Genomic DNA, 14,848 nt, shown 5'->3' on the forward strand with positions numbered 1-14,848 from the left:
TCCAGCTCAGGATTGGGTCAGACCACCAGCACTCCGGTGACCTCTGTCGCGAACGGCCCCGACGAAGCGTGGCCCGTACGGCACACGCGTCGCGGCGGCTGACTCGCCGACGCGGGCCGCTGACGCGCCATAGGTTAGCAGTCTGTGAAGCGCCGAAGTAAGCGCATGACCCGGCTACGCTCAGCACTCGATCACGTTCACCGCGAGGCCGCCACGCGCGGTTTCCTTGTACTTGACCTTCATGTCGGCCCCGGTCTCCCGCATCGTTTTGATTACCTTGTCCAGCGAGACCGCATGCACCCCGTCGCCGCGCAGCGCCAGTCGGGCTGCGGTAATCGCCTTTATGCTGGCCACAGCGTTGCGCTCGATACACGGAATCTGCACCAGGCCACCCACCGGGTCGCAGGTGAGGCCGAGATTGTGCTCCATTCCGATTTCCGCCGCGTTCTCCACCTGAGCCGGGGTGCCGCCCATCGCCTCGGCCAGCCCGGCCGCCGCCATGGAACAGGCCGAGCCGACCTCCCCCTGGCACCCGACCTCGGCACCGGAGATCGAGGCGTTCTCCTTGAAGAGCACTCCGATGCCCGCCGCCGCGAGCAGAAACCGGATGACGCCGTCCGACGAAGCGGTGGGGACAAACCGGGTGTAGTAGTGCAGGACCGCCGGGATGATGCCAGCCGCCCCGTTCGTCGGCGCGGTCACCACCCGACCCCCCGCCGCGTTCTCCTCGTTGACCGCGAGCGCGAAGAGGGTGACCCAGTCCATCACCCGAAGCGGATCGGCCGCACCGGTGGCGGCCTGATTCGCACCGCCGACACTCCACCGGTCCGGCGCGCCGTCCGCCTCCAGGCTGCGTCGTAGCTCCGCCGCCCGGCGCCGGACCCGCAGCCCGCCGGGGAGCACGCCATCCCGCTCACAGCCCCGCTCGACGCACTCCCGCATCACCCGCCAGATCTCCAGCAGGCCCGCCCGGACGTCCGCCTCACTTCGCCAGGAACACTCGTTGGCGAGTATCACGTCACTGATCGACAGGTTGGCCTCGGTAGCGACCGTCAACAGCTCGGCACCGGTGGTGAACGGGAAGCGCACTCGGGTGCTGTCCGGCTTGATCCGGTCCGCTCCGGCCGCCGCCTCGTCCACCACGAACCCGCCGCCGACGGAGTAGTAGGTGCGGGCCCGGACCTCGTCCCCACGCGCGTCGTACGCCGCGAAGGTCATGCCATTGGGATGGAAGGGCAGCGACCGTCGGCGATGCAACAGCAGGTCGCGGTCAGCGTCAAAGTCGATCATGTGGGTGCCGAGCAGGGCGATTTGCCCGGACGTACGCACCTCGCCGACCAACTCCGGCACCCCGTCGGTGTCGACCGTCTCCGGTAGTTCGCCCGCGAGCCCGAGCAGCACCGCCCGATCACTGCCGTGGCCATGACCGGTGGCCCCGAGCGAGCCGAAGAGTTCGGCCCGTACCCGAGCGGTCTCCGTGAGCAGTCCGTCCGCCTTCAGCCCGGCCACGAACGTACGGGCCGCACGCATCGGCCCCACCGTATGCGAACTGGAGGGCCCGATCCCCACGGTGAACAGGTCGAAAGCACTGATCATCGGTCGCGGCCTCCCTGCCGTCGTAATCGGGCACCGGCCACGCTGCCGGACCCGTCGAGCGGCTGCCGACCGGCCAGCCTACCCGCTGACACCCTGACTGACATTGTTGCGCGCTGGTCGGGGTAGGCACCTACGGGTGGTGAGACGGCAAATCCATCTCGGGGCGGAGGGCACCGTGACCCGCCGTCCCTACCGTGGAATTCAGCCGTGGCGGATCGCCGCGGAGTGGGGAGAGGAAGTCATGAGCCGCAAACTGGTACGCCCCCGTGCTGGTCGGATGGTCGCTGGCGTCTGCGCCGGCCTGGCCCAACGCTTCGGCATCTCCACCGCAATGGTGCGTCTGCTCTTCCTGCTCTCCCTGTTGATCCCGGGCAGTCAGGTGATCATCTATCTGGCGCTGTGGATCATCATGCCGAACGAGGACCGCTACCTCTCGCACGCCTCGCACTGACGACAGAACCGGGGGTTCCGGGCAGCGTCAACATTCGCACGACGTCGAACCCCGGGTCCGGGGCGGCCGGCCCGCCGGCCGCCCCGGAGCCCGTCAGCGGCGGATCACCACCACGAAATCCGCTTCCAGGTCGTCGACCACCGTCCAGTACTCCGGCGCGAACTGCGCCGGAGTGAACCGCTGGCCGCCCCAGGTCCAGCCATCCGGCTTCTCGCGAAGGACGAAGATGTCGATCGGTCCGAACTCGGTCTCCCGCGAGGCGGCGGCGAACGCCTTCGGGTCGGTGGTCGCCACCAGCCGCTTGATCTCGGCGAACCGGTCGTCCCAGTGCGACAGCGTCGCCCCGGCGGTGCGATTGATGTCCAGGTATCCCGGCCAGGGCAGGTAGGAGTAGAGCCGGTCGTCAGCGGCGAGGGTGACCCGTCGGGGATCCGGCCCCAGCACCCCCTCGACCGCCTGGCGCACCTGATCCACCGGGAACCAGTCCCGCCGGCCCTCGTTCGGGGCGAACTCCGGATATCCACCGCCAGGCAGCGGCTCCTTGTGTGCGTCCAGCGCGTACCGGTTGTCCGGGGGCATCCAGGTGATGGTGAAGCCGATGGCCGACCAGGCAAGGACCACCGCAAGTAGTGCACCGGCCGCCCGGCGGGGCGGGGTCACCCGGAGCCGGCGCAGCACGATCGGCGCGACATGGGCCAGGACCAGCACCCCAGCGATGACGAACAGCACCGTGTAGAGGCGCATGGTGTAGTGCAGGAAGCCGGTGTGGCCGGTCAGCCCGAACCGGACCATCATCACCATCCGGTACGCGTACACGCCGATGATCATCACCAGGAGCGGCCGGGCCCACCACGCCGAGCGCCAAAGCCACACCAGCCCGACCAGGCCGACCAGTTGCAGGAGACCGAGCGGCGTCAACTCCAGGAACGGGAAGAGCCCCTGGTTGACCGAGGACGAGGCGTAGAGGTCGGAAACCTGCTGTCCGCCGACGGTCAAGGTGGCCCAGATGAACGGCACCACATACCAGGAGGACACCACGAAGGCGACCGCCACGACCAGTCCGAGCCGCCGCAGGTACGCCCAACGGTCCGGCTCGGTACGCCAGGCGATCACCACGAGAGCGATCAGGCCCAGGGCGGCGTAGACCATCCACGCCTGGTAGGTCATCGCGATGAAACCACCGAGCAGTCCGGCGGGCAGCCAGTGCATCCGTACCCGGGGTGTCCGGGCGAAGACCTCCAACGCCCAGGGCACGAAGACGACCAGGGTAATCACCTCGTACGCCTTACGCGGATCGGACCAGGCGACCATCGCCATGCCGGTGATCGCCAACGCCACCCAGTCGTTCACCAGGCGCCGCCACAGCAGGAACCCGACGAGGATCGAGGCCGACATGAACAGGACCTCGGCATCGGCGATCAGCTTCCACGCCGGTATGTCGAACAGCAGGGAGGCCCGGCCCACCAGCCACGTGTAGAACGGCGGATACTCCGACGGCAGCGACGGCACCAGGGTGTCGGAGCTGACGATGGTGTCGGTGTACCGGGTGGCGGACGCGGTGGTCCGGCCCATGTCGCCGTACAGTCCGCCGAACCCGAACGGTGTGCCGACCAGGGCCGCCCGCAACATCAACGTCATCCAGGCGGCAGCCAGTCCGGCGGCCAACCCGGCGACGATCTGACCGGACCAGCGACTCGCCACGATGAACCCGCCGATGGCCAGGCAGACGGCGGCGACCAGTGGCATGGTCGTGGCCCGGGAGGAAAGCGGGTCCTGGCCGATCAATGTGGGTAGGAAGAAGACCACCGGCGAGGCCACCAGCCAGGTGAGGACCGCGACCGTGCCACCGTTGATCCAGCGTCCGACCGGCCCCCGTCCGGCACCCTTGGTCGGCCGTTCCCCGGCCCTGACGTCGCCGGTCGGGGTGGCCGCGCCACCGGGCTCGTGCCCGGACTCGGCGCCAGCCAGATCGGCAGGCTGCTTTTCCCTGGCGGCAGAGTGGGCCACAGGCGTTCTCCCGGGAGTCAGATATCGGCGGCGAAGCACGCTGGGGCGCCGCAGCTGGGCGTCTCGCGCGATCTCCGGTCAGGTGACGTGACCCGACTGGCGGAGTCTTCGTCGAGCGTTCGACGATGACGGTAGAGGTTACCCGGCGAACCAGCGGCCCCGGGGACACGATTGCGGTGCGGAAGTGACGTGGGATCACTCCCGCACCGCAGCTGCCGCCTTCGCGGTCGACCGACGAGTGTCGAGGCTCAGGGGACCAGGTAGGTGATCGTGACCGTTTCGTAGCCCAGGGACCGGAGCAGACCTTCGAGCATCTTCCGGGTGTTCTCCTGGGCCCGGGTGCCGAGCCCGCTGTCCCGGGCAGCGGTGGCGATCCGCTCCTCGGCGAGCTGGTAGACCTCGCGTTGCCGGTTGGGGTCGCCGCCGAAGACGTCACCGATCCGGTTGACCAACCCCCGCTTCTCGGCGAAGACGTAGCTGTTGGCGAGGTCGAGGTTGGGCTCGCCGAGCTGGGGAGCCGGCAGCTTGATCTCCACGGTCTTCCGGTCGGCCGACTCGACCACCGCCCCTTCGGCGATCTTCCCGAAGTCGACGTACGACTCCACCCGACCCGCGCCGACGAAGAGGGTCCGCTCGCCGAGCAGGAAGTCCGGCACGTATTTGCGGTCCTTCTGGAGGTCGATCACCACCTGGAAGGTGCCTTCGGCGGCGACGTAGCGGCTGAGATCCTGGATCGACTTGAGCAGCGGCGGCTGGCTGCGGTCGGTCTGCTCCTGGGTGAACGGGTTACGCCAGCTCGGCCACAACCCGGTCGCCTGCACCCCGAGCACCAGGACGATCGCCAGCCCGACGATCCCGGCGAGCCAGAACAACCCGCGCCCGCGCCCGCCGGACGCCGAGTCGACCAGCTCCGGTCGGGCGGTCGTCGACGGGTCACCGGTCAGGTCGGGCTGATCCTCTTCTACCGTGGAGCTGCTGGCAAGACCGGGCCTGGCCTGGCCTTTTGCATATTCCGGGAATTCCCGGGTGGGCTCGTTGACATCTCCGTTACGGGACATCGCCCTCACCGTCCTCATCAGACAACCGTCTGATTGAAACGGTACGGCTCCGGTACGACACCCGCGAATCGGAGCCCGCCTCGCAACCCGGGGTCGGACCGCTCGACCCGGTAGATCAGCAGCTCAGGCGGCTCAGTACGCCCGGCAGGTCAGCAGCTCAGGCGGCTCAGTACGGCTCAGGTGAAGGCGGCCACCCCGGTCAGTCGCTGCCCGATCACCAGTTGGTGGATCTCCGAGGTCCCCTCGTAGGTCAGCACGCTCTCCAGATTGTTGGCATGACGCAGCAGCGGATACTCACCGCTGATCCCGTTCGCCCCGAGGATCGTGCGGCACTGCCGAGCAATCGCCAGCGCCTCCCGTACGTTGTTGAGCTTGCCGACGCTGACCTGCTCGGGGCGCAGCGTCCCGGCGTCAGCCAGCCGCCCCAGGTGCAACGCCAGCAGGTAGCCCTTCTGTAGCTCGACCGCCATGTCGGCCAGCTTCGCCTGGGTCAGCTGGAACCCGGCGAGCGGCCGGCCGAACTGCTCCCGGGTACGCGCGTAGTCCAGGGCGGTGTGCAGGCAGTCCCGAGCCGCGCCGAGCGCCCCCCAGACGATGCCGTACCGCGCCTCGGTCAGGCAGGAGAGCGGGGCCTTGAGCCCGGCCGCGTCCGGCAGCGCCGCGTCGGCGGGCAGGCGTACGTCGTCGAGCGCGATCTCGCCGGTCGCGGAGGCACGCAGCGACATCTTGTGCCGGATCTCCCGGACCGTCACCCCCGGGCTGGCCAGCGGTACGACGAAACCGCGTACTCCGGCCTCGGTCCGAGCCCAGACGACCGCCACCTCCGCCACCGGGGCATTGGTGATCCACGTCTTGGTACCGGTGAGCACCCAGTCGGTGCCGTCCCGCCGGGCCCGGGTGGTCATCGAGGCCGGGTCGGAGCCGTGGTCCGGTTCGGTGAGCGCGAAGCAGCCGATCACCTCGCCGGCGGCCATCCGGGGCAGCCACTGCTGCTTCTGCTCCTCGCTGCCGTAACGCCAGATGGCGTACATGGCCAGCGAGCCCTGCACCGAGACGAGGGACCGGATGCCCGAGTCGCCCGCCTCCAGCTCCAGGCAGGCCAGCCCGTAGGCGATCGCCGAGGCACCGGCGCAGCCGTACCCGGTCAGGTGCATGCCGAGTAGGCCGAGGCGACCGAACTCGCCGGCCAGCTCGCGGACCGGCGCGGTGCCGTCCTCGTACCAGCGGGCCACCTCGGGCCGAACCCGGTCGGCCACGAGCTGGCGTACGACCGCGCGGACCTGTAGCTCCTCACTGGTCAGGGAGACGTCGAGGTCGAGCAGGTCAAGCGGGGCGATGCTCATGACCGCCACCTTAACGACTATTCAGGCGTGGTCCGTCACGGCGCGGGCAGCAGCAGCACCCGAGCGTGGATCTGGTTACGCTGCTGGAGGGCGGCGCGCAGGGCGCGATGCAGCCCGTCCTCCAGGTAGAGCCCCCCGCTCCACTGCACGACGTGCGGGAACAGGTCGCCATAGAAGGTGCTGTCCTCGGCGAGGAGCTTGTCGAGAGCCAACTCCCGCTTCGTGGTGATCAACTGGTCGAGCCGCAGTGGCCGCGGCGGAATCTCGGCCCACTGCTTGAGCGTGAGCCCGTGCTCGGGGTAGGGACGCCCATCCCGAACCGCTTTGAAGATCACGACGGCACGCTCCCCTCCCCTGGCCGAGCTGACCTACCGGGTCGCTGGCGCTGTCGGCACCCGACCCCGTTCCGACACGCCGCACCGTGCGACCCGTGCCAGCCTAGCGACCACCGACGACAACACGGTTTGTTGCCGGATGTCAGTTTCGTTACTGCGACCATCCATGCTTGAACCCTGTCCAGGGTAGGTTCTCAGCTCCACTGCCCCCGATGCACGACCTGCTCGACCGGCCGGCGTCCCCGCGTCAAGGACGGCGATCGATGGTCCGGGGCCGGATAGCCGATGGTGATGGCACCGACTGGGGCGAAGCCCTCCGGTACGCCGAACACCGCCCGATACGGCGCGACCCGCTGCGGTGGGATACCGAAGAAGCAGGCTCCCAACCCCGCGTCAACCGCTGTGAGCAGCATCAACAGCGAGGCAAAGCCGGTGTCGACGAACCAGTAGGGCACCGGCCAGCGCCCCTCGTCCCGGTCCGTCCAGCCCTTGTCCGGCTCCGCGTAGCGGTCGAGGTAGGCGGCGCGGTTGGCGTGTGGCACCACGATCAACGGGGCCCGTCGCATACCGGCCAACCACCGGCCACGGCCCCGACTGCCGGCGTCCTGCACCGGGCTGGTCGCCGCCCAGAACCGTTCCCGGTCCACCGCCGTCTCCAACACCAGGAAACCCCAGCCCTGGGTGAAACCGGCCGACGGGGCACGTACGGCATGGTCCAGCAGCTGCTCCACCACCTCGGGCGGGACCGGCCGATCCGGGTCGTAGTCGCGCACCATTCGTCGTCGCCGTACGACCTTCGTGAACTCCATACCGCCCGCCGTCAGCCGAGCCGGCCGCCGGGGCGGATGCCCCAACTGGCCCGCCAGGGCTGGCCCGGCACCAGTGTGATCACATCCTGCCCGGAGCGGAACGCATCCGGTGGGCAGGTCATCGGCTCGACCGCCACGGACCGGCGGTGTCGCTCGCCAGCCAGCGAGTCGGCGGTGAACACCTGCCACCAGCCGAACTCCGGGTCGGCCCACACGCTCACCTCGGCGGCGCCGTCGGCACTGGCCAGGGTGACACCAGACCCGCCGGAGGTCTCCCGGTCGAGGTCACCGAAGGTCGTGTCGAGCACCAGACCACCGATCCGTCGGGGCGTGCTGAAGTCGTATCCGTCGCCAGCCACCTCCGCCGCACCGATGGGCAACCCGCGCCCGTCGACCAGCAGCCGACGGCGACCCGGCACCCGCAACCACAGATCGTCGACGGCCACGCCGGGTAGCCGCAGGTAGGGGTGGACCGCGAGACCGAACGGGGCCGGCTCGTCCCCCAGGTTGGTCACCTCGTGGGTGGCCCGCAGGCCGTCCGTGCCGACCTGCCAGACCGTACGTAGCAGCAGCGGCCAGGGATAGCCCGGCTGCGCCGGCAGATCCCCCTGTACGGTCACCGAGTCGGCCTCGTGCGCGACGAGCCGCCAGGGCAGCCAGTTGACCAGGCCGTGGATCGCGGTGTGCCGAGCCGGTTCGGTCAGCGGCACCTGCAACGAGCGGCCGGCGAAGGTGTACTGACCGTCGCGGATCCGGTTCGGCCACGGGGCGAGCACCTGCCCGGCGGCACCGACGCACAGCTCGTCCTCGGCATAGCCGTCGAGGTAGTCCACGCCGCCGGCCCGGTAGGCGCGCAGCCCGCCGCCGACCTGCACCACGACCGCCTCGTGCCCGTCCGCTTTGATTGTCCACTGTGCACCGGACGGGGGTCGAGGGCCCACGTCGATGTTGTCCATGGGTTGGACCATAACCGTTCCCAGCCGGCCCCGTGCCGAGCTGGCCTGACCGGCACCGGTCCCGTCACGGTCCAGCCGCCCGGTCCCGTCATGGTCCAGCCGCCCGGTCCCGTCATGGAACAGCCGCCCGGTCCCGTCACGGCCCAGCCGTCCGGTCCGCCGCCGCGACCCGGTAACGCAACAGTGCCGGGAAGGCCAGCGCCAGCAGCACGGCGAGCACCGCCGCCGCCACCCCACCGCCCACCCAGGCGGTGCCGACGCCGAAGGCGGCGGCGCTCGCCCCGGCCCGCAGGTCACCCAGCCGAGGGCCACCAGCCACCACCACGGTGTTGATGCCCTGGAGCCGGCCCCGCATCCGGTCCGGTACGTAGACCAGCAGCATGGACTGCCGGAACACCGCACTGACCAGGTCTGCCGCGCCGGCCAGGGCGAGCAGCCCGACCACCAGCCAAAGTTGCTGAGCCAGTCCGGCGAGCGCGACCGCCAGCCCCCACCCGACCACCGCGACCACCAGGGCCACGCCCTGACGGCGTACCCGGCCGATCCAGCCCGAAGTCAGTCCGCCCAGTACCGAACCGATGGCGATGGCGCTGTACAGCCAGCCCACCGCCGTACCGCCACCGAACCGTTCCTGCGCCACCTCGGGAAACAGGGTCCGGGGCATTGCCAGCACCATCGCGATGACATCGATCGCGAACGACAACAGCAGCACGGGTGCGGTGGCCAGATAGCGGAACCCGTCCAGGATGCCGCGCAGGCCGAAGGAGGCCCGCCGGCCGCTCGGTGTTCCCGACCGGCCGACCGCCGCCCCACCCGCAGGTGTCGCGTCTCGCTCCTCCGCCGGATCCGACTCCGGCGGAATGGCCGGCAGTCGAATCGTGGCCCACATGGACACGGAGAAGAGCAGCGCGTCGACCCCGTACGCGATCGGCAGCGCCACGTCGTACGACCAGGCCGCGAAGATCAGGCCGGCGGTGAGCGGACCGAACACCGCGCATGCCTGGTGGGTGGTGTAGTTGAGGGTGTTCGCAGCCGGCACCAGGGCGGTCGGCACGAGTCGCGGGATGATCGCGCCGCGAGCCGGTGAACTGACCGCAAAGGCGGTGGACTGGGCCGCGACCAGGCCGAGCAGCAGCACCGGGTTCTCCACCCCGGCCAGTGCCTGGGCCAGCAGCCCGAGTGTGGACAGCCACATCAGGGTGGAGCTGGCCAGCAGCAGGCGACGCCGGTCCACGACGTCGGCGACCGCACCACCCCAGAGGCCGAACACCAGCAGCGGCAGCAGACCGGCCAGCCCGAGCAGCCCTACCCAGAAGGAGCCGCCGGTGATGTCGTACATCTCGACGGGCACGGCAATGGCCGTGAACTGGAACCCGAACATCGATACGGCGTTTCCCAGCCACATCCGCCGGTAGGGCGGTACGCGCAGCGGGCGTACGTCGATCGCCCACCGTGAAGGAAGGGCCTTTTCTTCGCGCTTCCCGTCTTGCAGGGGGCCCTTTCTGACAATGCTCAAGGTGCCAGCCGCTCGATGGTCCACACTCCTTCGTCGGTGCGACGGTAGCGCAATCGATCATGCAACCGGCTGGTCCGCCCCTGCCAGAACTCCACGGTCTCCGGCTCGACCCGCAGCCCACCCCAGTGCGGCGGTGGAGGCACCGGCTCGCCCTCCGGAAACCGCGCCAGGGCAGCCTGGAACCGCGCGTCCAGGTCGGCCCGGTCCGGCAGCACCCGGGACTGCGGGCTCGCCCAGGCGCCGAGCTGCGATCCGCGCGGCCGACTGGCGAAGTACGCCTCGGTCTCTGCCCGGTCGACCGGTGTCACCCCACCGCAGACCACCACCTGCCGGTGCATCGGAAACCAGGGGAACACCAGACTGGCGTACGGGTTGGCGAGCGCCTCCACGCCCTTGCGCGACTCGTGGTTGGTGTAGAGGACGAATCCCCGCTGGTCGTACCCCTTGAGCAGGACGGTCCGACTGCTGGGGCGCCCGGCGGCGTCGGCGGTGGCGAACACCATCGCGTTCGGTTCGGGTAGCCGGAATTCGACGGCCTCGACGAACCACCGGTCGAACTGCGTCCACCAGTCGGCGGCCAGGCCGGTCCGGGACAGCCCGGTGTCCCCCGCGTAGTCGTCACGCATGCCTGCCGCCCGCACCGTGTCCTCCATCACACTCTCCCGGATTCGTCCCGCCGACTGGTGGACCGGTGAGCCCACCGGCGGACCGGTCGAGCGGTTTGGAAACCCACCGCCGTTGATCTGAATCACGGTCCGCGCTGTTGGGCATAGCACACCTGGGCAGGGTCGCAACCGGGTTACTCAGCAGGCAAGATGACACGAATACATCCCTGAGGGTCGCCTAAGGAGCTTTTCCGACCACGCGGACGAGCCAGAGTGCACGGACAACCAGATCCAGGAGAGAAGAATGTCCGACTTCAAGCCGGGCCTGGAGGGCGTGATCGCCTTCGAGACCGAGATCGCCGAACCCGACAAAGAGGGCGGCGCGCTGCGCTATCGCGGTGTAGACATCGAGGATCTGATCGGCCAGGTCTCGTTCGGCAACGTCTGGGCGTTGCTCGTCGACGGTCGGTTCGGCCCCGGCCTGCCCCCGGCCGAACCCTTCCCCGTACCGGTGCACTCCGGGGACATCCGGGTCGACGTCCAGTCCGCCGTGGCGATGCTCGCCCCGTACTGGGGGCTCTCCCAACTGCTGGACATCTCCGACGAGCAGGCCCGCGAGGACCTGGCCCGGGTCTCGGTCACCGCGCTCTCCTTCGTCGCCCAGTCGGCGCGTGGTCTCGGCCTGCCGGCCGTACCGCAGAAGGAGATCGACAAGGCCTCCACCATCGTCGAGCGGTTCATGAAGCGCTGGCGGGGTGAGCCGGACCCCCGGCACGTCAAGGCGGTCGACGCCTACTTCATCTCCGCCGCCGAGCACGGGCTGAACGCCTCCACCTTCACCGCCCGGATCGTCGCCTCCACCGGTGCCGACGCGGCGGCCTGCATCTCCTCCGGCATCGGGGCGCTCTCCGGCCCGCTGCACGGTGGCGCGCCGTCGCGGGTACTGCACATGATCGAGGCGGTCGAGCGCAGCGGCGACGCCGAGGGGTACGTCAAGGGCGTACTCGACCGGGGCGAACGGCTGATGGGCTTCGGCCACCGGGTCTACCGGGCCGAGGACCCCCGGGCCCGGGTGCTGCGGCGCACCGCCAAGGAGCTGGGCGCACCCCGCTTCGAGGTGGCCGAGGCGTTGGAGAAGGCGGCCCTGGCGGAACTGCACACCCGCAAGCCCGACCGGGTGCTGGCCACCAACGTCGAGTTCTGGTCGGCGGTCGTTCTCGACTTCGCCGAGGTGCCGGCGCACATGTTCACCTCGATGTTCACCTGCGCCCGGATGGGCGGCTGGAGCGCGCACATCCTGGAACAGAAGCGGCTGAGCCGACTGGTTCGGCCCTCCGCCCGCTACGTCGGGCCGGCCCCCCGTAAGCCCGCCGGGGTGGAAGGCTGGGACGCCATCCCGCACGGCGTCTGAGCGCGTCGCTCATAAGTGGTTAGGAAGGGCCCCTTCCCAGGCAGAAAACGCTGGGAAGGGGCCCTTCCTAACATCTGCGGCCGAATTGTGGGCTACACCTCAGCCCTCGCCGTGGGACCAGCAAGTCTCCGGCGAGGTCCGGATGACAGGATGGAGCCCTCCGGCAGCGCCGCCGGGTCATCCGCCCGTCCCGGCTCCACAGCGTGTCCGCGCTGGTGGAACCGTAGGCCGGGTCTGCCAGCTCAGCGGGCCCGCCGGCCCACCCGGAAGGATCTTCGTACCGTGGCTGACGTACCGACGATTCGGATTCCCGACGAGATCAAGCCCGCCGACGGACGGTTCGGCTGCGGCCCGTCCAAGGTCCGGCCGGCGGCTGTCTCCGCACTCGCCGAAGTGGCCACGACCTACCTCGGCACCTCGCACCGGCAGAAGACGGTCCGGGACCAGGTAGCCCGGCTGCGGCGCGGAATCGCCGAGTTCTTCTCCCTGCCCGAGGGCTACGAGGTGATCATCGGCAACGGTGGCACCACGGCGTTCTGGGAGGTCGCCACCTTCGGCCTGGTCCAGGACCGGGCCCAGTTCGCCAGCTTCGGCGAGTTCGGGGCGAAGTTCGCCAAGTCCGTCAAGCAGGCACCGTTCCTCGGCGAGCCCACCGTTCACAAGGCCGACCCGGGTTCGGCTCCGACGCTGGTCGCCGAGGCCGGGGTGGACGTCTACGCCCTGCCGCAGAACGAGACCTCCACCGGTGTGGCCGTACCGATCCGACGGGTAGCCGGCGCGGACGAGGGCGCGCTGATGCTGGTCGACGCCACCTCCGCCGCCGGTGGTCTCGACGTCGACGTACGCGAGAGCGATGTCTACTACTTCGCCCCACAGAAGTGCTTCGGCTCCGACGGGGGTATCTGGATCGCGCTGATGTCCCCGGCCGCCCTGGCCCGGGCCACCGCGATCAAGGAGTCCGGCCGCTACATCCCGGCCTTCCTGGACCTGGTCACCGCGATCGACAACTCGCGGCTGGAGCAGACCTACAACACCCCGGCGCTCGCCACGATCTTCCTGGCCGCCGAGCAGACCGACTGGATGAACTCCCAGGGTGGGCTGGCCTGGGCGGCCAAGCGCACGGCCGAAAGCGCCGGGATCGTGTACGGCTGGGCCGAGCGCTCCGCCGTGGCGACCCCGTTCGTGACCGATGCCACACTGCGCTCCAACGTGGTGGCGACCATCGACTTCGCTGACAGTGTCGACGCCACCGCGATCGCCAAGGCACTGCGCGCCAACGGCATCGTCGACACCGAGCCGTACCGCAAGTTGGGCCGCAACCAGCTACGGATCGCGCTGTTCCCGGCGGTGGAGCCGGCCGACGTCGAGGCCCTGACCCGCTGCATCGACTACGTCGTCGAGCGACTCTGACGCCAGGTCCGGCGGGTGTCCGAGCTGTCGGATACCCGCCGGACGATCCCGGCTGGAGATCGATCCACGCAGCTCACCGACGACATGCGGGCGTGGCCTCCCCCCACCAGGTGACACACCGGCGTACCGTGTCAAGGACGCCCGGGTGGCTGACTCGTGGCGTGATGCCCGCGGACGGCGTGGGTCCAGCGACGCGGACGGAGGCAACGAGATGCGGCCAGTACGCTTCGTCGCCCTCTCCGAGGACGGCCAGGCCTTGGTGCTCACCGACGAGGTGGGTCGCCTTCTTGCGCTGCCCATCGACGAGCGGGTGGCCACGGTTCTCCAGGCCGAGCCGGGCGGGGTTCCCCTCAGTGTGGCCACCGCCAACGACTTCGCCCCTTCCCTGTCTCCACGGGACATCCAGGCCCGGATCCGGGCCGGCGAGTCCGCCGAGGACGTCGCCCGTATCGCGGGCGTACCGGTCGACCGGGTGCTGCGCTACGCCGGACCGGTGCTCCAGGAGCGGGCCATGCTCGCCCAGCACGCCCGGCGTACCCGGCTGCGGACCTCCGACAAGAGCGTCCCGCTCTCCGAGGTCGTGGACGGCCGGCTGGCCCAGCACGGCATCGACACCGAGAAGATCTCCTGGGACGCGTTCCGCCGTGACGACGGCACGTGGCGGATCGTCGCCACCTGGCCGTCCGGCAAGGCCACCGCCCAGGCGGTCTGGGATCTCGACAAGACCCGACAGTTCGTCACGCCCCACGACGACATGGCGAAATACCTCTGCGCCGAGCGGCCAGCCGCGCCGATCCTCGGTCAGGAGCCGGTGCCGGAACGGGCCGGCGGGCACGCCCTGCCCGGCCCGTCGCGTGGCGAGCCGAGTCGGGGTGGGCACGGCCTGCCTGCGGCGGCCCCCGAGCCTCGGCCGACCCGGGATCCGATCCGGGCCGGGCGTGATGCCCTGCTCGCCTCCCTCGACCGGCCGCTCGGATCGAGTGCCGGGCGGGGTCTGGACCCGACCGCACCGGCCGCGCTCGCTGGTCAGGAGACGCCCCGCAAGCGGGCGGTCAGTGGCGGTGCGGCCGCGCTGCTCGGCGGCGGCCAGGGCTCGGCCTTCGACGATGACGCCGACGCGCCGAAGGAAGTTCCAGCGGTTCCCTCGCTGGCGGTGCTCCGTCCCCGGCGTACTGCCGGTGCCACGGCGGCTGGTGAGTCGGGTGACGCTGCCGGCAAGCCGCGCAAGCGCCTGCCGAGCTGGGACGACGTACTCTTCGGTGGCGGTCCGGCGGCTCGCGAAAGTTCCTGACCGACGCGAGGGTTCCGGCCACGCATGTGGTCGGAACTCGGGAGTTCCTGGTCGGTCCTC

General features: G+C 70.0%; 13 protein-coding genes. 4 read left to right on the forward strand and 9 right to left on the reverse strand.

What is annotated here, in order from left to right; translation table 11 throughout:
• Positions 1–180: 180 nt before the first annotated feature.
• Entirely contained in the window at positions 181–1,596 is a 1,416-nt protein-coding gene (locus FHR38_RS10600; protein WP_184534510.1) for an L-serine ammonia-lyase, read from the reverse strand.
• 241 nt (positions 1,597–1,837) lie between these two features.
• On the opposite strand from FHR38_RS10600, the gene FHR38_RS10605 reads away from it, so the two are divergent.
• Positions 1,838–2,047 (forward strand): PspC domain-containing protein, encoded by a 210-nt coding sequence (locus FHR38_RS10605; RefSeq protein ID WP_184534511.1) that lies wholly within the window; start codon positions 1,838–1,840, stop codon positions 2,045–2,047.
• Between the two features lie 93 nt (positions 2,048–2,140).
• Here the strand turns inward: FHR38_RS10605 and FHR38_RS10610 are convergent, their stop codons facing one another.
• The 8 genes from FHR38_RS10610 to pdxH all read right to left on the reverse strand — a co-directional run bounded on the left by FHR38_RS10610 (position 2,141) and on the right by pdxH (position 10,724).
• Positions 2,141–4,054: an arabinofuranosyltransferase gene (locus tag FHR38_RS10610; RefSeq protein WP_184534512.1), complete on the reverse strand. Its 1,914-nt coding sequence runs from the start codon at positions 4,052–4,054 to the stop codon at positions 2,141–2,143.
• Between the two features lie 248 nt (positions 4,055–4,302).
• The gene (locus FHR38_RS10615) at positions 4,303–5,130 is read right to left on the reverse strand and encodes a DUF4230 domain-containing protein (RefSeq protein WP_246446437.1); all 828 of its coding nucleotides are present in this window, start codon (positions 5,128–5,130) and stop codon (positions 4,303–4,305) included.
• Between the two features lie 158 nt (positions 5,131–5,288).
• Positions 5,289–6,449 (reverse strand): acyl-CoA dehydrogenase family protein, encoded by a 1,161-nt coding sequence (locus FHR38_RS10620; protein WP_184539501.1) that lies wholly within the window; start codon positions 6,447–6,449, stop codon positions 5,289–5,291.
• A 41-nt stretch (positions 6,450–6,490) separates the two neighbouring features.
• A complete protein-coding gene (locus tag FHR38_RS10625) occupies positions 6,491–6,790 on the reverse strand; it encodes a type II toxin-antitoxin system VapB family antitoxin (protein ID WP_184534513.1) in 300 nt (99 codons plus the stop codon).
• Between the two features lie 194 nt (positions 6,791–6,984).
• On the reverse strand, positions 6,985–7,599 hold the full coding sequence (locus tag FHR38_RS10630) for a nitroreductase family protein (RefSeq protein WP_184534514.1): 615 nt from the start codon (positions 7,597–7,599) through the stop codon (positions 6,985–6,987).
• A gap of 11 nt (positions 7,600–7,610) precedes the next feature.
• Positions 7,611–8,555 carry an aldose 1-epimerase family protein gene (locus FHR38_RS10635; protein ID WP_184534515.1) on the reverse strand — a complete coding sequence of 315 codons (945 nt, stop codon included), beginning with the start codon at positions 8,553–8,555 and terminating at the stop codon, positions 7,611–7,613.
• 136 nt (positions 8,556–8,691) lie between these two features.
• Positions 8,692–10,065: an MFS transporter gene (locus FHR38_RS10640; protein ID WP_312882537.1), complete on the reverse strand. Its 1,374-nt coding sequence runs from the start codon at positions 10,063–10,065 to the stop codon at positions 8,692–8,694.
• A 2-nt stretch (positions 10,066–10,067) separates the two neighbouring features.
• The gene (pdxH, locus tag FHR38_RS10645; protein WP_246446439.1) at positions 10,068–10,724 is read right to left on the reverse strand and encodes a pyridoxamine 5'-phosphate oxidase; all 657 of its coding nucleotides are present in this window, start codon (positions 10,722–10,724) and stop codon (positions 10,068–10,070) included.
• Positions 10,725–10,980: 256 nt separating this feature from the next.
• Between pdxH and FHR38_RS10650 the strand changes: the two genes are divergently transcribed.
• The 3 genes from FHR38_RS10650 to sepH all read left to right on the forward strand — a co-directional run bounded on the left by FHR38_RS10650 (position 10,981) and on the right by sepH (position 14,788).
• Positions 10,981–12,087: a citrate synthase 2 gene (locus FHR38_RS10650; protein ID WP_184534516.1), complete on the forward strand. Its 1,107-nt coding sequence runs from the start codon at positions 10,981–10,983 to the stop codon at positions 12,085–12,087.
• A 282-nt stretch (positions 12,088–12,369) separates the two neighbouring features.
• Positions 12,370–13,497 carry a phosphoserine transaminase gene (serC, locus tag FHR38_RS10655; RefSeq protein WP_184534517.1) on the forward strand — a complete coding sequence of 376 codons (1,128 nt, stop codon included), beginning with the start codon at positions 12,370–12,372 and terminating at the stop codon, positions 13,495–13,497.
• Between the two features lie 211 nt (positions 13,498–13,708).
• The gene (sepH, locus tag FHR38_RS10660) at positions 13,709–14,788 is read left to right on the forward strand and encodes a septation protein SepH (protein ID WP_184534518.1); all 1,080 of its coding nucleotides are present in this window, start codon (positions 13,709–13,711) and stop codon (positions 14,786–14,788) included.
• The last annotated feature ends 60 nt before the right edge of the window (positions 14,789–14,848 follow it).

Source organism: Micromonospora polyrhachis (genome assembly GCF_014203835.1).
Classification (GTDB): Bacteria; Actinomycetota; Actinomycetes; order Mycobacteriales; family Micromonosporaceae; genus Micromonospora_H; species Micromonospora_H polyrhachis.

Bases quoted from the DNA above. Each gene is read 5' to 3' on its own strand.
- FHR38_RS10600 (WP_184534510.1), bottom strand. From the start codon at position 1,596: ATGATCAGTGCTTTCGACCTGTTCACCGTGGGGATCGGGCCCTCCAGT.
- FHR38_RS10605 (WP_184534511.1), top strand. From the start codon at position 1,838: ATGAGCCGCAAACTGGTACGCCCCCGTGCTGGTCGGATGGTCGCTGGC.
- FHR38_RS10615 (WP_246446437.1), bottom strand. From the start codon at position 5,130: ATGAGGACGGTGAGGGCGATGTCCCGTAACGGAGATGTCAACGAGCCC.
- FHR38_RS10630 (WP_184534514.1), bottom strand. From the start codon at position 7,599: ATGGAGTTCACGAAGGTCGTACGGCGACGACGAATGGTGCGCGACTAC.
- FHR38_RS10635 (WP_184534515.1), bottom strand. From the start codon at position 8,555: ATGGACAACATCGACGTGGGCCCTCGACCCCCGTCCGGTGCACAGTGG.
- pdxH (WP_246446439.1), bottom strand. From the start codon at position 10,724: ATGGAGGACACGGTGCGGGCGGCAGGCATGCGTGACGACTACGCGGGG.
- FHR38_RS10650 (WP_184534516.1), top strand. From the start codon at position 10,981: ATGTCCGACTTCAAGCCGGGCCTGGAGGGCGTGATCGCCTTCGAGACC.
- sepH (WP_184534518.1), top strand. From the start codon at position 13,709: ATGCGGCCAGTACGCTTCGTCGCCCTCTCCGAGGACGGCCAGGCCTTG.